Source organism: Salmonella sp. 741265073_HBA (assembly GCF_046569105.1).
Taxonomy (GTDB): domain Bacteria; phylum Pseudomonadota; class Gammaproteobacteria; order Enterobacterales; family Enterobacteriaceae; genus Salmonella; species Salmonella enterica.
Map to the genome: position 1 here is coordinate 66,847 of NZ_JBKFRY010000010.1, position 18,664 is coordinate 85,510.

Here is an 18,664-nt window from a genome sequence, read left to right on the forward strand (position 1 = left end):
AGACTATGAAAATTAGCGACGGAAACTGGCTGATCCAGCCTGGCCTTAATTTGATTCACCCGGTTCAGGTGTTCGACGTTGAACAGCACGGGAATGAGATGGTGATCTATGCCGCGCCGCGCGATGTCCGCGAACGAACCTGGCAACTGGATACCCCGTTGTTTACCCTGCGCTTTTTCTCGCCGCAGGAAGGAGTGATAGGTGTACGGATGGAACACTTCCAGGGCGCTTTGGATAACGGCCCACATTATCCGCTCAATGTCTTGCAAGATATCAACGTAGAGATGCAGAACAACGCTGAATTTGCCGAACTCAAGAGCGGCAGCCTGAGCGTGCGCGTCACCAAAGGCGAGCTCTGGTCTCTGGATTTTCTGCGTAACGGTGTACGTATCACCGGTAGTCAGTTGAAAAATAACGGCTATGTGCAGGACACCAATAGCGGGCGCAACTACATGTTCGAGCGTCTGGATCTCGGCGTGGGCGAAACCGTCTACGGGCTTGGCGAGCGTTTTACCGCGCTGGTGCGTAACGGTCAGACGGTGGAGACCTGGAACCGCGACGGCGGCACCAGTACCGAACAGTCTTACAAGAACATCCCGTTCTATATTACCAACCGTGGCTACGGTGTGCTGGTGAATCATCCGCAGTGCGTGTCGTTTGAAATTGGCTCCGAGAAAGTCTCCAAAGTTCAGTTCAGCGTTGAGAGCGAGTATCTGGAATACTTCGTCATCGACGGCCCGACCCCGAAAGACGTGCTGAACCGCTATACCCAATTTACGGGTCGTCCGGCGCTGCCGCCTGCCTGGTCGTTTGGCCTGTGGCTGACCACCTCATTTACCACCAACTACGACGAAGCGACCGTTAACCGCTTTATCGACGGTATGGCCGAGCGCAATCTGCCGCTGCATGTCTTCCACTTCGACTGTTTCTGGATGAAGGCCTTCCAGTGGTGCGATTTTGAATGGGACCCGGTGACTTTCCCCGATCCGAAAGGGATGATTCGCCGCCTGAAAGCGAAAGGGCTGAAAGTCTGCGTGTGGATTAACCCCTACATCGGCCAGAAATCCCCGGTCTTCCAGGAGCTAAAAGAGAAAGGATATTTGCTAAAACGCCCGGGCGGCTCCTTGTGGCAGTGGGATAAATGGCAGCCGGGCCTGGCGATTTATGACTTCACCAACCCGCAAGCCTGCGAATGGTATGCCGATAATCTGAAGGGCCTGGTGGAGATGGGAGTGGACTGCTTCAAAACTGACTTCGGCGAACGCATTCCAACGGATGTGCAGTGGTTTGATGGTTCAGATCCACAGAAAATGCACAACCATTATGCCTATATCTACAACGAACTGGTGTGGAACGTGCTGAAAGAGACCGTCGGCGTTGAAGAGGCGGTGCTGTTCGCCCGTTCCGCCTCGGTGGGCGCGCAACAGTTCCCGGTGCACTGGGGCGGCGACTGTTACGCCAACTACGAATCGATGGCGGAAAGCCTGCGCGGCGGGCTGTCCATCGGCCTGTCAGGGTTTGGTTTCTGGAGCCATGATATTGGCGGATTCGAGAATACCGCGCCGGCGCATGTCTACAAGCGTTGGTGCGCATTCGGCTTGCTCTCCAGCCACAGCCGCCTGCACGGTAGCAAATCCTACCGGGTTCCGTGGGCCTATGACGACGAGTCCTGTGACGTGGTGCGCTTCTTCACCGAACAGAAGTGCCGGATGATGCCGTATCTGTATCGGGAAGCGGCGCGCGCCAACGAAGCCGGTACGCCAATGATGCGGGCGATGATGCTGGAGTTCCCGGACGATCCGGCGTGTGATTATCTTGATCGCCAGTACATGCTGGGAGATGCGGTCATGGTAGCGCCGGTATTTAGTGAAGCGGGCGACGTGGAGTTCTACCTGCCAGAAGGCCGCTGGACGCACCTGTGGCGCAACGATGAAGTGCAGGGCAGTCGCTGGCATAAACAGCAGCATGGCTTCCTGAGCCTGCCAGTGTACGTGCGTGACAATACACTACTGGCGCTGGGCAACAATAGCCAGAAGCCCGATTACGCCTGGCATGAGGGTACGGCCTTCCAGTTATTCCATCTGGATGACGGCTGCGAAGCGGTCTGCGAAGTCCCTGCTACGGATGGTTCGACAATCTTTACGCTGCAGGCGAAACGCACAGGCAATACCATTACGGTGAGCGGCGAAGGCGAGGCGCGCAACTGGACGCTGTGTCTGCGTAATATTACGCAGATTAGCGGTACCAAATGCGGTTCATATGTGGAAAGTGAACTGGGCGTCGTGGTCACCCCGCAGGGAAATGAGATGGTGATTACGCTTTAAATCTGAATCGCCGGATGGCGCCGTGAGCTGCGCTTATCCGGCCTACAAATGAGCAAGAACCGTAAGCCCGGTAAGCGCCATCGCCACCGGGCAAGCCCTCAATTACAGCGCTGGCTCCGTTGACGTAACTTCCCCGCCGGACACCACGCCCGCTTGCATCGTTTGCGTTATCTGCTGCTTTTGTGCGTTGACCGCGTGTAATTGCCCGTTTACCGTCGGTTTCAACGGCGCATCGGCCTGAATATTGCCGCTGGCCGTGAGCTGAATATTGCCATCGCCAGCAATCGGTAATGCCGGCCAGCCCCACTGCTGTAGCACATCCATTGGTACGCCGCGTCCGTTCAGGCTGATTTGCGTCTGACGCTGCGGCAGTTGCGATACGCTGGCAGTGGCTTCCAGTATCCCTTTTCCAGTAAACGCGCTCAGATCGCTGATGTTGACCGTGCTGGCATTAGCCGTCAACGACAGCGACGGGCGGCGCACGTCCACACGGTTAAAGGTTGCCGCTGCGGCGTTGAGGGTCGCATTGCCGCTCCAGACGCCCCATTGATGATGTTGTACCAGCTCCAGGTTTGCGCCGTAGCCGTCCAGAGCGGTGATTTGCCACGGGAAGGCCGGGTCGATATCAATCACCAGATTGCGGCTGGCGCTGAATTTTTTCAGCGTCAGGCTGTTCAACCAGTCGGGCAGCGGCTTCATCCATAACTGCTTCCAGTTTTCCGGCAGCGTATACTCCAGCCCGGCGATAGCGGTATCGTCCAGAATAAGCGCTTTGCCTTCGCGTAACCAGGCGCCGGAAGTTCTGACCATACCGCCTTCCCAGCGGGTAGTGAACTGGCGTAGCGCAACGCCCTGTGGTGAAAATTCGGCGTTCAGGATTGGATCGAGCAAGTGCAGCGAGCCGTAAATAAACTCGCTGGCGTTCATCGATAATTTACCTTCCTGACTTTGCCAGTCTTCTTTGCGCAGAGTCAGATTGCGCAAACTCAGGTCAAGATCGGTGACAGCCCAGTCTGGTCCTTGCAGGCTGGAGTCCGTCACTTCAAGACGACCAATCTGCAAAGATGGAACCGTAGTAAGCGGCGCGAAAAACTCGCTCAGGGATTTATCGCTTTGTAACCGAATATCATTCAGCCGCAGATTTTCAACGACCCAACTACCATCAGCGTTACGCCGGGCGACGCCGGTTAACGCTCCGCGCGCCATATCGGCGCCGACGGTGTTTAACATCACCTGATTATGGTCGATACTGCCTTCAATAAGCACATTAGTGGCGGGAACGTCGTTTAACGTCAGCGAACCGGCGCTCAGTTGGATCTGGGCTTTATTGCCCAATACCCGACCGGCTTCGGGGCGCCAGGGCATAACGCCGCCGTTAACGCGCTGGGCGCTCAACCGCCATTCGCTGCCGGGACTATTGAGCGCCATATTGCGAAGTTGCAGGCGGTCGGCCTCAAACGGGAAAGGGGCGGTTTGCACTGAAATATTCAGCGTGCCGTCCTGTAACAGAATCGTGTCGACATGCAGCGGCGCGGTTAACTGGCGAATGCTCAGACCGATATCTACGGTTTTCGCGACCAGGGTAGCAGGCTGACCATCACGACCAAAGGTCACATTCTCCAGTAAAAGATGGGATGGGGCGGAAAAACGATGATCCATCACGTCGAATGTGAGGTGATAACCGCTGTTCTCTGATACCCAGTTGCTGACATGATCTGCGCCCCAGCGCGTTTGCAGCAGAAAATAAAAGCCGAAAATCACCACTAAACAGGCGATCAGCACGTAGAGAAGCAACCTCCCAATCAATTTCATGGTCTTCCATCCCGTGAAATGCACATAGGGGATTTATGCACGATTTGCGTGCAATCCTCAAGACAGGAATGGTGAAAGAGCGTTACAGCAGCGGCGAATCGTGTCGCCGCCGCAGGGTTTTTACGGTTTTTCCGGCGGGAGAATCAGGTTCAGCACGATAGCCGTGATGCCGCCAGCGGCAATTCCGGATGAGAGCAGATTTTTCACCCATTCCGGCGCGAACTGCAGGATCTGCGGCTGTTGCGAGACGCCAAGACCCACGGCCAGCGACAGGGCGATAATCAGAATCGCGCGGCGGTTCAGCGGCTCACGCGAGACAATACGCACCCCGGAGGCGGCAATGGTGCCGAACATCACCAACGTGGCGCCGCCGAGCACCGGTTCCGGGATATGCTGCACAAAACCGCTTACCGCCGGGAACAGGCCGAGCACAATCAGCATCAGCGCGACGACAAATCCCACATAGCGACTGGCGACGCCGGTCAACTGAATTACGCCGTTGTTCTGACCGAAACAGGAATTCGGGAACGTATTAAATACCGCTGAAACAAATGAGTTCAGGCCGTTAGCCAGTACGCCGCCCTTTAGCCGTTTCATGTACAAGGGGCCGGATACCGGCTGCTCGGAGACATCAGAGGTGGCGGTGATGTCGCCGATGGTCTCCAGCGACGTAATCATAAAGACCAGCATCAACGGCAGTAACAGGTTCCAGTCAATGCCCAGACCATAATACAGCGGGGTCGGCACCATCAGGATGTCCTGTGAGACCGGCGCGTTATTCTCAGGCAACATGCCCATAAACCAGGCCAAAAGATAGCCAGCCGCCATGGCAATAACCAAAGAAGCCACGCGCAGGTAGGGATTACGCTGCCGATTGAGCAGGATAATAATGGCCAGGACGACGCCGGCCAGCAGCAGGTTTTTCGGTGCGCCAAAGGTGTTGTCGCTCATTGCGGCATAGCCGCCGCCGATGGAGGTTAGCCCCACCTGAATCAGCGACAGGCCAATAATCATTACCACGACGCCGGAGACTAACGGCGTGATAATCCGGCGCGCCAGATGTAGAATGCGAGAAAGCACCATCTCGGTGCAGCTTGCCAGCATCAGCGTGCCGAACAGCGCCGCCATCATCGTCGGGACGTCCGCGCCGCCGGTTTTCAGCGCGGTACCGCCCATAATCAGCGGGGCGACAAAGTTAAAACTGGTTCCCTGGATGGATAACAGCCCCGATCCTACCGGCCCCCACGCTTTGATTTGAATAATAGAGGCTACGCCGGAGGCGAACAGCGACATGCTGATAATGTGCTGCGTATCCTGCGCCGGTAAACCCAACGCCTGGCAGATTAACAGCGCTGGCGTGATTACCGCGACAAACATGGCCAGCAGATGCTGACAAGCGGCAAAAAGGGTTTGAGGGAGCGGCGGGCGATCTTCAAGACGGTAAATTAATTCGCTGTTTTGCGTCTGCGCAACCGGTTGCGCATCTGCCGGCTCGATGGCGTTAACGGACATCAGGGACATTCTCGTGGTGGAAAAGCGGTGATTTTATCTGACCAGGTGGTAAAAGCAAACGATTGCTAGCGAATATTCTTAATATTTAAAAAAGATAAATGCACCTTTTTATATAACTTTTTGCCTTTTTCTGCTTAAAATCCATGCCGAAGACTCGCAAAGAGCTAAAAAACTGACTCAGGAAATGATTTGTGCGCACGTGTCACAGCGCACTACAGGAGCTTTAAATGTTTGAACTCGATACCTTATCGACCCTTGTCGCCGCCACGCTGGTGCTGCTACTGGGTCGCAAGCTGGTCCAGTCTGTCTCCTTACTGAAGAAATATACGATTCCGGAACCGGTGGCGGGGGGGTTACTGGTTGCGGTTGCTCTGCTGGTACTGAAAAAAAGCGTCGGTTGGGAGGTCAACTTTGATATGACCCTGCGCGATCCGTTGATGCTGGCGTTTTTCGCGACGATCGGCCTTAACGCTAACCTTGCCAGCCTGCGCAAGGGGGGACGCGTTGTTGGCGTCTTCCTGGTCGTCGTGGTCGGATTACTGCTGATGCAGAATGCCATCGGTATCGGCATGGCGAGTCTGTTGGGGCTGGACCCGTTAATGGGGCTGATTGCCGGGTCAATTACGCTGTCCGGCGGACACGGTACCGGCGCGGCGTGGAGTAAACTGTTCGTCGAACGTTATGGTTTTGCCAATGCCACCGAAGTTGCGATGGCATGTGCAACCTTTGGCCTGGTGCTGGGCGGGTTGATTGGCGGCCCGGTAGCGCGTTATCTGGTGAAACACTCCACCACGCCGGATGGAATGCCTGACGATCAGGCCGTGCCGACAGCCTTTGAAAAGCCGGATGTGGGCCGTATGATCACTTCTCTGGTGCTAATCGAAACCATCGCCCTAATTGCTATCTGTCTGACCGTGGGCAAAATCGTAGCGCAGCTACTGGCGGGAACGGTGCTTGAACTGCCGGTCTTCGTTTGTGTGCTATTTGTTGGGGTGATCCTCAGCAATGGCCTGGCGCTGGTGGGTTTTTATCGCGTATTTGAGCGTGCTGTTTCGGTGCTGGGGAACGTGAGTTTGTCACTGTTCCTGGCAATGGCGCTGATGAGCCTGAAGCTGTGGGAACTGGCGTCGCTGGCGCTGCCGATGCTGGCGATTCTGGTGGTACAGACCATCTTCATGGCGCTGTACGCGATCTTCGTCACCTGGCGCATGATGGGGAAAAACTACGATGCAGCGGTGTTGGCGGCGGGTCACTGCGGTTTTGGCCTGGGCGCAACGCCGACCGCCATTGCTAATATGCAGGCGATTACCGACCGTTTTGGCCCCTCGCATATGGCGTTCCTGGTGGTGCCGATGGTCGGCGCGTTCTTTATCGATATCGTCAATGCGTTGGTAATCAAGCTTTACCTGCTGTTACCGATTTTCGCGCAATAATAGTTTGTACGGCGGCATTAAAGCCGCCGTGCTCACTAGGCGTTGGAATAACGTTCGGTTTCCGGCATCCAGCGCTCAATCAGCGCTTGTGCCTGCTGCGGATAACGTTCGTGAATATGACGGGCAATACGCTGAACTTCGGGGATCATGGCTTGATTGCGCAGCAAATCAGCTACTTTAAATTCGGCATTACCCGTCTGGCGCGTGCCCAGTAATTCCCCCGGGCCGCGAATCTCTAAATCTTTTTGTGCAATCACAAAGCCGTCGTTGCTGTCGCGCAATACCTGTAAACGCTTCTGCGCCGTTTTCGACAACGGCGATTTATAGAGCAGCACGCAGTGCGACGCGACCGCGCCACGGCCAACGCGTCCTCTGAGCTGGTGCAGCTGCGCCAGGCCCAGCCGCTCGGGGTTTTCAATAATCATCAGGCTGGCGTTAGGAACATCGACCCCCACCTCAATCACCGTAGTGGCGACCAGCAGATGCAGTTCACCCTGCTTAAAGGCCTGCATCACCGCCTGTTTTTCGGCGGGCTTCATGCGGCCGTGTACCAGGCCAATATTCAACTCCGGTAACGCCAGCTTGAGCTCCTCCCAGGTGGCTTCCGCCGCCTGCGCTTCCAGCAGGTCGGACTCTTCAATCAGCGTACAGACCCAGTAGGCCTGACGGCCTTCGGTTGTGCAGGCGTTGCGCACACGATCAATGATTTCATGGCGACGGGTATCCGGAATAGCAACGGTAGTGACAGGGGTACGGCCCGGCGGTAGCTCGTCAATCACCGAGGTATCGAGATCGGCGTAGGCAGTCATCGCCAGGGTGCGCGGAATGGGCGTTGCGGTCATAATCAACTGATGCGGATGAAAGCCCTGCTGCTGGCCTTTTTCCCACAATGCCAGCCGCTGGTGGACGCCAAAGCGGTGCTGCTCATCGATAATGACCAGCGCCAGGCCGTTGAACTGCACCTGTTCCTGAAAGATAGCGTGGGTGCCGACAATCATCTGCACCTGACCGCTGGCAATAGCCTCTTGCTGCGCCTGACGCGCTTTACCTTTTTGCTTACCCGCCAGCCAACCCACTTCAACGCCCAACGGTTCGAACCAGTTGCGGAAATTATTTGCGTGCTGTTCAGCCAGCAGTTCGGTCGGCGCCATCAGCGCCACCTGCTTACCATGAGCGATGGCGCGTAGCGCCGCCAGGGCGGCAACCAGCGTTTTCCCTGAACCGACGTCGCCCTGAACCAGACGCATCATCGGCACATCCAGCGCCATATCACGTTCGATCTCTGCCACCACCCGCGCCTGCGCGCTGGTGGGTTTAAACGGCAACGACGCCAGCAGCTTGTCTTTCAATATGTTGTTGGTACTTAGCGGCTGAGCGTGATAGCGCTGCGCGCCTGCGCGAAGCGCCAGCATACTGAGATTATGCGCCAGTAGCTCTTCAAGAATAAGCCGCCGCTGCGCCGGGTGTTTGCCGGTTTCTAAATCGGCGAGCTGGAGCGTCGGCGGCGGGCGATGCAAGGTACGTAGCGCCTCCGGCAGGCTCATCATACCCTGCGCCAGTTCCGGCGGCAGTAGTTCGGCAATGGCGCAGGTGTCGAGCAACTCCAGAGCCTGATCGGTAAGCTTGCGCAGTGTCGCTTGCTTCACGCCCTCGGTGGTCGGATAGACGGGGGTGAGCGTTTCCTGAAGTTCCGGCGTGCTGAGATCGCCCTGCAGGCGATATTCCGGATGGATCATCTCTGCGCCATACTTGCCGCGCTTCGCTTCCCCGTAGGCCAGCACACGCCGCCCCGTCGCCAGGCTGTTTTTCATCGCCGCGTTAAAATTGAAAAAGCGCATGGTAAGAATGCCGGAACCGTCGCTAATCTGGCAGGTCATCATCCGACGACCGCCGAAAGTGATATTGCAGTTCAGCACTTCACCTTCAACGGTGGCGTAGATGCCAGGCAGCAGTTCGCCAATAGGGTAGAGATGGGTACGGTCTTCGTAACGCAGAGGGAGGTGGAGCAGGAGGTCCTGCACGGTATGCAGGCCAATTTTCGCCAGTTTACTGCTTTGCGCTGCGCCGACGCCTGTCAGGGAATTGAGCGGAACAGCGTCTAACAAGCGGCCTGACATGGTGATTACCCTGCCGCCTGCATCGTCGCCCACCAGTCAGCATCGGCGTCGATTTCGCCCTGCTGATTGACGCGAGGATAAGGCAGACCTTTACGTTTAGCGACTTTCGCCAGCACCGGATAACCACCCTCAAACAGCAGGCGCTGCTGTTCATCTTCCGGCAACATGCTATTTTCACGCAGATACATGCCCGCGTTCTGTCGCTGGCGCTGGGCTTCATAAAGAATGAGCGCGGAGGCGACGGAAACGTTCAGCGACTGTACCATGCCGATCATCGGAATGATGATGTCCCGATCCGCCAGGGCTAATGCTTCCTGAGTAATACCGGTTTTCTCCTGACCCATCAGAATACAGGTCGGGCGCGTGTAATCAATCTCGCGAAAGTCTACGGCTTTATCAGAAAGATGGGTTGCCAGAATCTGCATTCCCCGTCCTTTCAAATGGGCTACCGCATCGCCAATGGTACGGTGAGTTTTCACCTGTACCCAACTGTTGCTGCCCGCCGCCGCGGAAGCCATGGTGCGCATCCGGCTACCTGGCCAGATAGCATGGACTTCATGGACGCCAACGGCATCTGCGGTACGAATGATTGCAGAAACGTTATGAGGTTTGTGGACTTGCTCCATGCAGACCGTGAGATCAGGCTGACGCCTGGCGAGCATTTCGCATATACGCGCATAACGTTTTGGATTCATAGCGCTAGTTTCGGTTACGGGTGACTTTAATAACGTCTGGCATCACGCGGATTTTGCGCATGATATTCGCCAGATGTACGCGATCGCGTGCGGTAAGGCGAATAAAGGTACTATAGACGCGACCATCTTTCTCTTCAGTATTCAGGCTTTGAATATTGGAGGTGGTGGTATTAATCGCCGCCGTCAGGTTAGCCAGCGCGCCCTGATGGTTAAACATTTCCACCTTGATTTCGGTAATGAATTCCTGCTCCGTCTCTTTGTCCCATTCGACCGCCATAAATTTCTCTGGCTCTTTCTGGTATCCACGGATATTACGGCAGGATTCATGGTGGATCACCAGTCCTTTACCTGGGCTGACGTGAGCGATGATCGGGTCGCCTGGGATCGGACGACAACACTTCGCAAAGGTGATAAGCACGCCATCCGCGCCTTTAATCGGCAGGTGGCCGTGATTCGATTGCGCAACGGTCGGCACCACGGCTTCGCCTTGCTGCAGATTTTTCGCGACCACTACGCTCATCGCGTTGCCGAGACCGATTTCCGCCAGCAGATCGTCAAGCGTTGCCAGCTTCATACGATCCAATTCGCGCTGAATATTTTCCTGCGGAATTTCCGCCAGCTTACGACTGCCGCCTAAAGCATGGTTAAGCAGACGACGGCCCAGGCTTACGGAGTCATCACGTTTGAGGTTTTTCAGCAACTGACGAATTTTAGCGCGCGCTTTAGAGCTGACGACAAAGTTCAGCCAGGCTGCGTTGGGACGCGCGCCCGGCGCGGTAATAATTTCGACGGTCTGACCGCTGCTAAGCGGCTGCGACAGCGGATAAGGCTGGCGGTCGACACGCGCGCCGACGCAGGCGTGGCCGATGTCAGTATGCACTGCATAGGCAAAATCCACCGGCGTAGCGCCAGCGGGCAGTTCGACAATGCGCCCTTCCGGGGTGAAAACGTAAATCTCATCCGGGAAGAGATCGGATTTTACGCTTTCGATAAATTCAAACGAACTACCGGCGCTCTGTTGTAGCTCCAGCAGGCTCTGCATCCAGCGCTGGGCGCGGATCTGCGCCGTGGTGCTGGTCTCACCGTGTTCTTTATACGCCCAGTGCGCCGCGACCCCCATTTCCGCCATCTGATCCATATCTTCGGTACGGATCTGGACTTCAACAGGAACGCCGTGCGGGCCGATCATCGAGGTGTGCAAAGACTGATAGCCGTTCGCTTTGGGAATGGCAATATAGTCTTTCACCCGTCCCGGACGCGGCTTATAGAGACTGTGCATCTGGCCGAGTACGCGATAGCAGGTATCGGAGTCATGAACGATGACGCGGAAAGCGTAAATGTCCATGATCGAGTGAAAACGCTGCTCTTTGAGCACCATTTTACAGTAGATCGAGTAAAGATGTTTTTCGCGACCGCTAACGCGACACGGAATTCCCGCCTCTTGCAAGCGTCCTTCGATTTCAGAGAGGATTTTTTGGATCATCTCTTTACGGTTGCCGCGCGCCGCTTTTACCACTTCTTTAATGACGCGGTAACGATTGGGATACAGCGCTTCAAAACCCAGCTCTTCCAGCTCGGTTTTAATGTGATGAATACCTAAACGGTGCGCCAGAGGACTGTAGATTTCCAGCGTTTCACGGGCAATACGACGACGTTTATCCGGGCGTAACGAGCCCAGCGTGCGCATGTTATGGGTACGGTCAGCAAGCTTAATGAGAATGACGCGGATATCCTGCACCATCGCCATAATCATTTTGCGAAAGTTTTCGGCCTGCGCCTCTTTCTTATCGCGGAACTTGAGCTTATCAAGTTTCGACACCCCCTCTACCAGCTCGGCAACGCTTTTACCAAAAAGCTGTTCCATGTCCTGATAGGTGGCGGGGGTATCTTCAATCACGTCATGCAGCAGAGCGGCCATCAGCGTTTCGTAGTCGAGTTTCATCTCGGCCAGAATACAGGCCACCGCTACCGGGTGCGTGATATAGGGTTCACCGCTTGAACGTGTCTGGCCCTCGTGAGCGTCACGTGCAACGAGATACGCCTGCCGAAGACGCTTAATCTGGTCTTCCGGCAGGTAGGTTTGAATCAGTTGATTCAGGCTTTCAAACAGATACAAGGGCGACCCGCTTTGTGATTAACGACGACCTTCAGCAATAGCGGTAACGGCTTGTAATTCAGCGGCTTCCTGCTCTTGCTGTTCCTGGCGCTCGCGGACGTCGAGGATCTGGTTGTTAATCAGACCTTCTTCGATTTCGCGCAGCGCGATAACGGTAGTTTTATCGTTTTCTTCCGGTACCAGCGGATCCTTTCCGCCTACCTGCATCTGACGAGCGCGACGCGCGGCGACCAGTACCAGGTCAAAACGGTTACCAATTTTCTCTACAGCGTCCTGAACAGTTACGCGTGCCATACTTAAAATGCTCCACAGGTGAAGAAATGACTGGGCATGATACTGAAAGTGGGTTCAGTCTGCCAACAATTTGCTGATTAAAGCGTCATGACGCTGCTTTTGGCGGCTCATACGCAGACGTTCAGCGCGAATGATGGTTTTCAAGTCGCTTAACGCGGTATCAAAGTCGTCATTCACAATAAGATAATCATATTCGGCGTAATGGCTCATTTCTGCAACCGCTTGCGCCATTCGTTTGGCAATGACTTCTTCGCTATCTTGCCCGCGGCCGCGTAAACGGCGATCCAATTCGATCTTTGATGGCGGCAAAATAAAAATGCTGCGTGCTTGCGGCATCTTTTCGCGAATTTGCTGGGCGCCCTGCCAGTCGATATCCAGAAAAACATCAACGCCGGTTGCCAGCACTTGCTCAATGGTTTCGCGCGAAGTGCCGTAGTAATTGCCAAACACTTCCGCGTGCTCCAGAAACGCCTCCCTGCCAATCATGGTTTTAAACTCATCATGATTTACAAAGAAATAGTGCTCACCGTGCACTTCACCCGGACGCGGCGCGCGCGTGGTATGTGAAACGGAAACCTGAGTGTCATACAACGGTTGGGTTTTTAATAAAGCCTGAATCAGGCTGGATTTACCCGCGCCACTGGGGGCAGAAACAATATAAAGCGTACCTTGAGCCATGAGTATCTTACGTCTGTGATTATCGAAATAGAGCCTTGATACGGGCTTATTATACACATCGCCGTTATGCGACGTAGTCTTTGTCACACTTTTTGCGCCAGATTATTGCATTTTGCGTCCCTTTTTCCGCTTTTATCGCGTCGTTGCAGCAACCCACCAAAAAATCTGGAAAGTGGCTCGGATGATGCATTTTTACCTGTCGGTTTTTATTCACTAAAGCGCTATACCTGCCGGGCAATGTGCGCAGGAGGTCGTGATGAGATTATGGAAAAGCATGGCGTGGGGAATTTTATTGTGGCATTCGCAGAGTGGGGCGCTTTGCCCGACCTGGCCGCCAGCAAGGGCCGCTGAAGAAATCGCCCGTTTACAGCAACAGCTCGCTGACTGGAATGACATCTACTGGAAACAAGGTGTTAGCGCGGTTGACGATAGTGTGTACGACCAACTCAGCGCAAGGCTGGTTCAGTGGCAACGCTGTGTTGGTCAGGATGTATCATCTACTCCGGTTTCACCGCCGTTAAACGGTACAACAATGCATCCTGTTGCGCACACGGGCGTACGCAAACTCGCGGACCGACAGGCGGTAGAACAGTGGATGCGCGGGCGCAGCGAGCTTTGGGTACAACCAAAAGTGGATGGCGTAGCGGTAACGCTGGTTTATCAAAACGGTAAACTGACCAGGGCTATCAGCCGGGGTAACGGACTACAAGGCGAGGACTGGACGCCAAAAATTCGCCTGATCCCCTCTATACCGCAGACAACACAAGGCGCGCTAGCTAACGCGGTGTTGCAGGGCGAAATCTTTCTACAGCGCGAGGGACATATCCAGCAACGAATGGGCGGGATGAATGCGCGCTCGAAAGTCGCAGGAATGTTAATGCGCCAGGATAACGCCTCCGCGCTAAATTCGTTGGGTATTTTTATTTGGGCGTGGCCGGACGGTCCGGCAAATATGCCCGAAAGGTTAAGCCAACTTGCTAAGGCTGGATTCAGTCTGACGAAGAAATATTCCCTGGCGGTAAAAGATGCCAGCGAGGTCGAGCGGGTGCGCCAGTCATGGCTGACGTCAGCGTTGCCCTTTGTGACGGATGGCGTAGTGATACGCATGGCTAAAGAACCCGCGTCACAACACTGGCGACCCGGGCAGGGCGACTGGCTGGCAGCATGGAAATATCCGCCAGTAGCGCAGGTCGCGCAAGTGAGCGCTATTCAGTTCTCGGTGGGGAAAAGCGGCAAAATTACCGTAGTAGCGTCGCTTGTCCCCGTTATACTGGATGATAAGCGGGTTCAGCGGGTCAATATCGGTTCTGTGAAGCGTTGGGAAGCGTGGGATATCGCGCCGGGCGATCAGATCCTGGTGAGTCTGGCCGGGCAAGGCATTCCCCGACTTGATGAGGTCGTCTGGCGGAGTCGTGAGCGGAGTAAGCCTGTACCGCCTGATAGCCATTTCAACTCGCTGACCTGCTTTTACGCGTCGGCAACGTGTCAGGAACAGTTTATCTCCAGGCTGGTATGGTTGGGGTCACGGTCGGCGTTGGGTCTGGACGGAATGGGTGAAGCCAGTTGGCGGGCCTTGCATCAGACGCATCGCTTTGAGCATATCTTCTCCTGGCTTGCCCTGACGTCAGCGCAAATAGCCAATACGCCAGGCTTTGCTAAAGGAAAAAGCGAGCAGATATGGCGGCAATTTAACCTGGCGCGCCGGCAGTCGTTTACCCGCTGGATCATGGCGATGGATATCCCCTTAACGCAGGCCGCATTACAGGCCAGCGGCGATCGCTCATGGGAGCAGTTATTAATGCGAACAGAGCAACACTGGCGGCAGTTGCCAGCGACGGGCGAGCGTCGTGCCGGGAGAGTTAGCGACTGGCGGGATAATCCGCAGATCAAAGCGCTGAGCAGATGGCTGTCTGCTCAGCATATTCCCGGATTTGGGTCTTAGTGCCCTTCATGGCGGTAATAAAATACCGGCAGGCCAAGTTTAAGACGTAGCGCTAATAACCTTGCTGTAAAGCCAAACAGTAACGTAGAGATAACGACGACATCCGGATTCATGACGTAATGTTGTAGCGCAATATAGAGCACCGCCGAGGCGAACGAAATGCCGGCATATAGTTCTTTTTGAAACACCAGTGGAATGCGTTTGCAGAACATATCGCGGAGCACGCCGCCAAAGACGCCGGTAGTGACGGCGGCCACCACGGCGATAATTGGCCCTTCGCCCATATCAAGGGCTATCTGAGCGCCAATAATAGAGAAAACCACCAACCCCAGCGCGTCAAGTACCAGGAAAAGCTTGCGTAAATAGGGCATGACGGGAGCAACAATGGTGGTCAATACAGCGGCAGTCGCCACAATAATGACATATTCGGGATGCTTCACCCAACCCAGCGGATAGTGACCGAGCAGAATGTCGCGAACCGAGCCTCCACCAATGGCGGTGGCGGTAGCAATAATAATTACGCCGAATGTATCCATGCGACGGCGACCCGCAGCGAGTGCGCCCGTCATGGCCTCGGCAGTGATGCCAATTAAATAAAGAACGTGCAACAGCATGATTTCCCCCTAATTTACTGGGGGCGAAGATTAACGATTTGTGCGCTGTATCACGATTGAGATTTTCTAAGGCATTATACGATTAATAAATTTTAGTAATGATTTTAAATTTATGGTTAATAATTATTTATTATATATATCAATAAATTGCACATAATTTTTGTGGTTTATTGTATGCAAGGTTTTTCTGTTTTGACTTAGATAAATTACCTGAACGGCGCCCTGGACGCGCCGCCGGTGAGTCATTTCATTATGGCTGCTGTGCGGTAAGTTGTGTGATGAAGCGCTGGCGCGAGCGTTCCACATACTGTTGCAAGCCATTGGAATCAAAGAATGCCTGTGTATCGCCGTTGCGAAGTTGCTGTCGTTTCTCCAGTAGCCCGAAGCGGTCACCTTTGTTGGCAATAAAGATATCAACATGCTGGGCGGCCAGTGTCTTAAAGCTACCTTGAATATCAGTAACCAGGTCAGGGTAATTTTTGTTGTTAATCAGCAGATAGTCAGGTGTGGCGAGACTATCTGCGTAAATTAGCGTCTTGCCGTTGCGGAGCGTTACGCGCCAGGAGGTTGAGCCGGGTAGATGTCCAGGCGTGAATAGTGCTGTCACGGTTATCCCTCCGAGGCTGATGCTTTCCTGGTTGTGGATAATTTTATCAGTGGTGACGGGCGGGAAGGGGAGCGCATCGCCAAGCGCAAAATCCTCTCGTCCACCCCTCGCCATCTGATCGGCGTTGGGTTGGCTGGCGACCAATTGTGCGCCGCTCCACGCTTTCAAACGTGCCATGCCCCCCGCTTGATCCAGCCGCGCATGGCTGTTCAATAGATAGCGTATGTCTGTGAGGCGGAATCCTGCCGCTTCAATATTCGCTTTAATTTGCGGTGCACTTTCATCCAACCCCGCATCAATAAGAATATGCCCTGCCGGAGTGGTCAGCAGAATAGAAGAGAGATTTTCCGTGCCGACATACCACACGCCTTCTGTGATTTGAAACGGCTTCATAGGCTTAGCCCACGCTTTAAACAGTGATAACGGAGGCGCGGGTGATAACGGTTGTGAAGGATCTAATGCCGCCATGGCAGGAAGTGCTGATGTTGAAAATATACATACAAAGAATAATGCATAGCGATTCATAATGTTCTCCTGATTGAAGCGCCCGCAGTATACCTGGCAGTAATTTAGCCAGGTTCAATAAGAGAGACGTTTAATGAACTTGCTGCAAATGGATATGAATCTGTTAAAAGTACTGTATGTACTGCTGGAGACGAGCTCTACGGGGAAAACGGCGCAAAAGCTGGCTTTGTCGCCTTCTGCGGTAAGTCATGCGCTAATGAGATTGCGCGATGCGCTAAACGACCCGTTGTTTCGACGGGAAGGGAACCGCCAGATTGCTACGCCTTATGCGCAGGCGCTGCGTGACAAATTGGCGCCTGTGTTTGTTTCGCTTAATGAGGAGCTGTTTGGCGATAAAGAGAACGGCTCCCGTTGTTTCCGGGTGGTACTTCCTCCCGCATTGAACGCGCTGCTTACGCCCGTTCTCGCAGAGAAAGGTCATCTTCATCAGGCGGTGATCGAGTGCCTTCCTTTTGCCCGCCGACCCTGGCGTGATGAACTGTTGGATAGCTCGGTTGATTTGGTGCTGGCAATTGGCGACCATCAAAAGCAGGTCAGCGCTCTGCATTACGAGCGGGTGGGGACTACGCGTTTGATCGCGGTTTATGGCGCGCCATTGCGTTCACGTCTGGAGAATGCCACAGCGTTGAATTTTGCTGATCTACAGCATTATCAACACATTTACTGTTTGCCGTGGACAAAAGAGAACAATGAACTGGACAGGCAGCAGGCTCGTGCCGGGTTTGAACGTCCGCTGGCGTTTGTTTGTCATGATTACAGTCAACTTGCGCCTGCTGTCCAGTCGGCGCCGCTAATGGCGATTGTACCGCGCCCCTGGTATGAAAATTTATCCGATAAGCGCGGTCTTTTTGTCCTGCCGCTTGCCGGGGAGCAGGCGGAAGGCGCTATTTTTATGCAGTATCGGGCTTCGACGGTAGAGTGGAAGCGGCGCCTTATCGACGCTATTCGCCGGAAATTAAAAACGTACTACCGATAAACGAGAGCCCGCATAAGGCGGGCTCTGTGACATATTGAGCGCCAGAATTATTCAATATTCTGGATTTGCTCGCGCATTTGCTCGATCAACACTTTTAATTCAATAGCGGAGTTAGTTACATCAGCGTTGATGGATTTGGAGGCCAGGGTGTTCGACTCACGGTTAAATTCTTGCATCATGAAGTCCAGACGGCGACCTACCGCCTCTTTTTTCTTCAGAATGTTGTAAGTCTCTTTGACGTGCGCTTCCAGACGATCCAGCTCTTCCGCCACATCAATGCGTTGCGCCATCATCACCAGCTCTTGCTCCAGACGGTTGTTTTCCAACTGAACCTGAGCATCTTCCAGCTTCGCGACCAGGCGCTCACGCTGCCATTGCAGGATTTCCGGCATATGCGCGCGGACTTTCGCTACTTCGGCGCTGACGCCTTCCAGCCGTTGTTCAATCAGCGCTTTCAGCGCCTGGCCTTCCGTTTCGCGCGCGACGATAAAGTCATCCAGCGTACCGTCCAGCGCGGCTAAAATTTCTGCGGCAATCGCGTCCAGATCCTGCTCTTGCGCCGCCATGACACCTGGCCAGCGCAAAATATCAACCGGATTGATTTCCCCTTCGTCGCTCTGCATTTTGACCCAGTTTGCGGCGCTAACTAATTGTTTCGCGAGCTTTTCATTCAGAATAAGCTCGCCTTGCGCGCTGGCATCGGGTTCAAAACGCAGCATACATTCGACTTTGCCGCGCGTCAGGCGTGTACGAATGCGTTCGCGCACGACGGGTTCAAGACTACGGAACTGTTCCGGCAGACGAAAGTAAGTTTCCAGATAACGCTGGTTTACCGAGCGCATTTCCCAGGTCGCGCTACCCCATTCACCCTTGATTTCACGCCGGGCGTAGGCGGTCATACTGCGGATCATAGATGTTCCCGTTTTTAAAGGAGAGATGAGGGGATTATAGCTATCCAGGCCTTGTCAGGATAGGAATAACCATCGGAAGTCCGTATAATGCGCAGCCACATTCGTTTT

At 54.4% G+C, this 18,664-nt stretch carries 14 protein-coding genes; 4 read left to right on the forward strand and 10 right to left on the reverse strand.

All coding sequences use genetic code 11. The features are described 5' to 3' along the window. Positions 1-5 precede the first annotated feature (5 nt). A complete protein-coding gene (gene yicI, locus ACLD3P_RS14530) occupies positions 6-2,324 on the forward strand; it encodes an alpha-xylosidase (protein WP_131046726.1) in 2,319 nt (772 codons plus the stop codon). A 102-nt stretch (positions 2,325-2,426) separates the two neighbouring features. On the opposite strand, the gene ACLD3P_RS14535 is transcribed toward yicI, so the two are convergent. Together ACLD3P_RS14535 and xanP are read right to left on the reverse strand one after the other, a co-directional pair. After that, a complete protein-coding gene (locus ACLD3P_RS14535; RefSeq protein ID WP_000766665.1) occupies positions 2,427-4,136 on the reverse strand; it encodes an AsmA family protein in 1,710 nt (569 codons plus the stop codon). Positions 4,137-4,256: 120 nt separating this feature from the next. Continuing rightward, positions 4,257-5,648: a xanthine/proton symporter XanP gene (gene xanP, locus ACLD3P_RS14540; RefSeq protein WP_000115428.1), complete on the reverse strand. Its 1,392-nt coding sequence runs from the start codon at positions 5,646-5,648 to the stop codon at positions 4,257-4,259. A gap of 227 nt (positions 5,649-5,875) precedes the next feature. Here xanP and gltS point away from each other — a divergent pair, with 227 nt between their 5' ends. Next, complete coding sequence (gene gltS, locus ACLD3P_RS14545) at positions 5,876-7,081, forward strand: sodium/glutamate symporter (RefSeq protein WP_000462249.1); 1,206 nt, start codon at positions 5,876-5,878, stop codon at positions 7,079-7,081. 35 nt (positions 7,082-7,116) lie between these two features. On the opposite strand, the gene recG is transcribed toward gltS, so the two are convergent. The 5 genes from recG to gmk are packed head-to-tail and all read right to left on the reverse strand — an operon-like array spanning position 7,117 to position 12,981. Beyond that, positions 7,117-9,198 carry an ATP-dependent DNA helicase RecG gene (gene recG / locus ACLD3P_RS14550; RefSeq protein WP_131046727.1) on the reverse strand — a complete coding sequence of 694 codons (2,082 nt, stop codon included), beginning with the start codon at positions 9,196-9,198 and terminating at the stop codon, positions 7,117-7,119. Positions 9,199-9,203: 5 nt separating this feature from the next. Further along, entirely contained in the window at positions 9,204-9,893 is a 690-nt protein-coding gene (gene trmH, locus ACLD3P_RS14555) for a tRNA (guanosine(18)-2'-O)-methyltransferase TrmH (protein ID WP_001068433.1), read from the reverse strand. Between the two features lie 4 nt (positions 9,894-9,897). Further along, positions 9,898-12,009, reverse strand: a complete 2,112-nt coding sequence (spoT, locus tag ACLD3P_RS14560; RefSeq protein WP_000280481.1) for a bifunctional GTP diphosphokinase/guanosine-3',5'-bis pyrophosphate 3'-pyrophosphohydrolase — start codon at positions 12,007-12,009, stop codon at positions 9,898-9,900. An 18-nt stretch (positions 12,010-12,027) separates the two neighbouring features. Next, the gene (gene rpoZ, locus ACLD3P_RS14565; protein ID WP_000135058.1) at positions 12,028-12,303 is read right to left on the reverse strand and encodes a DNA-directed RNA polymerase subunit omega; all 276 of its coding nucleotides are present in this window, start codon (positions 12,301-12,303) and stop codon (positions 12,028-12,030) included. Between the two features lie 54 nt (positions 12,304-12,357). Beyond that, positions 12,358-12,981 carry a guanylate kinase gene (gene gmk / locus ACLD3P_RS14570; RefSeq protein WP_000046966.1) on the reverse strand — a complete coding sequence of 208 codons (624 nt, stop codon included), beginning with the start codon at positions 12,979-12,981 and terminating at the stop codon, positions 12,358-12,360. Between the two features lie 256 nt (positions 12,982-13,237). Between gmk and ligB the strand changes: the two genes are divergently transcribed. After that, positions 13,238-14,923 (forward strand): NAD-dependent DNA ligase LigB, encoded by a 1,686-nt coding sequence (gene ligB / locus ACLD3P_RS14575; protein ID WP_131046728.1) that lies wholly within the window; start codon positions 13,238-13,240, stop codon positions 14,921-14,923. On the opposite strand, the gene ACLD3P_RS14580 is transcribed toward ligB, so the two are convergent. Beyond that, a complete protein-coding gene (locus ACLD3P_RS14580; protein WP_000924334.1) occupies positions 14,920-15,537 on the reverse strand; it encodes a trimeric intracellular cation channel family protein in 618 nt (205 codons plus the stop codon). The genes ligB and ACLD3P_RS14580 overlap by 4 nt on opposite strands. Positions 15,538-15,787: 250 nt before the next feature. Continuing rightward, positions 15,788-16,669, reverse strand: coding sequence for an HARLDQ motif MBL-fold protein (locus tag ACLD3P_RS14585; protein WP_131046730.1), 882 nt, complete (start codon positions 16,667-16,669; stop codon positions 15,788-15,790). A gap of 73 nt (positions 16,670-16,742) precedes the next feature. Between ACLD3P_RS14585 and ACLD3P_RS14590 the strand changes: the two genes are divergently transcribed. Next, positions 16,743-17,645 carry a LysR family transcriptional regulator gene (locus ACLD3P_RS14590; RefSeq protein ID WP_001050866.1) on the forward strand — a complete coding sequence of 301 codons (903 nt, stop codon included), beginning with the start codon at positions 16,743-16,745 and terminating at the stop codon, positions 17,643-17,645. A gap of 47 nt (positions 17,646-17,692) precedes the next feature. On the opposite strand, the gene ACLD3P_RS14595 is transcribed toward ACLD3P_RS14590, so the two are convergent. Further along, a complete protein-coding gene (locus ACLD3P_RS14595; RefSeq protein WP_000621352.1) occupies positions 17,693-18,556 on the reverse strand; it encodes a YicC/YloC family endoribonuclease in 864 nt (287 codons plus the stop codon). Between the last annotated feature and the right edge of the window lie 108 nt (positions 18,557-18,664).

Coding starts and splice junctions, on each gene's coding strand:
- trmH (WP_001068433.1), bottom strand. CDS start 9,893: ATGAATCCAAAACGTTATGCGCGTATATGCGAAATGCTCGCCAGGCGT.
- recG (WP_131046727.1), bottom strand. CDS start 9,198: ATGTCAGGCCGCTTGTTAGACGCTGTTCCGCTCAATTCCCTGACAGGC.
- ACLD3P_RS14535 (WP_000766665.1), bottom strand. CDS start 4,136: ATGAAATTGATTGGGAGGTTGCTTCTCTACGTGCTGATCGCCTGTTTA.
- gmk (WP_000046966.1), bottom strand. CDS start 12,981: ATGGCTCAAGGTACGCTTTATATTGTTTCTGCCCCCAGTGGCGCGGGT.
- ACLD3P_RS14590 (WP_001050866.1), top strand. CDS start 16,743: ATGAACTTGCTGCAAATGGATATGAATCTGTTAAAAGTACTGTATGTA.
- rpoZ (WP_000135058.1), bottom strand. CDS start 12,303: ATGGCACGCGTAACTGTTCAGGACGCTGTAGAGAAAATTGGTAACCGT.
- ACLD3P_RS14585 (WP_131046730.1), bottom strand. CDS start 16,669: ATGAATCGCTATGCATTATTCTTTGTATGTATATTTTCAACATCAGCA.
- yicI (WP_131046726.1), top strand. CDS start 6: ATGAAAATTAGCGACGGAAACTGGCTGATCCAGCCTGGCCTTAATTTG.
- gltS (WP_000462249.1), top strand. CDS start 5,876: ATGTTTGAACTCGATACCTTATCGACCCTTGTCGCCGCCACGCTGGTG.
- ACLD3P_RS14580 (WP_000924334.1), bottom strand. CDS start 15,537: ATGCTGTTGCACGTTCTTTATTTAATTGGCATCACTGCCGAGGCCATG.
- ligB (WP_131046728.1), top strand. CDS start 13,238: ATGAGATTATGGAAAAGCATGGCGTGGGGAATTTTATTGTGGCATTCG.
- ACLD3P_RS14595 (WP_000621352.1), bottom strand. CDS start 18,556: ATGATCCGCAGTATGACCGCCTACGCCCGGCGTGAAATCAAGGGTGAA.
- xanP (WP_000115428.1), bottom strand. CDS start 5,648: ATGTCCGTTAACGCCATCGAGCCGGCAGATGCGCAACCGGTTGCGCAG.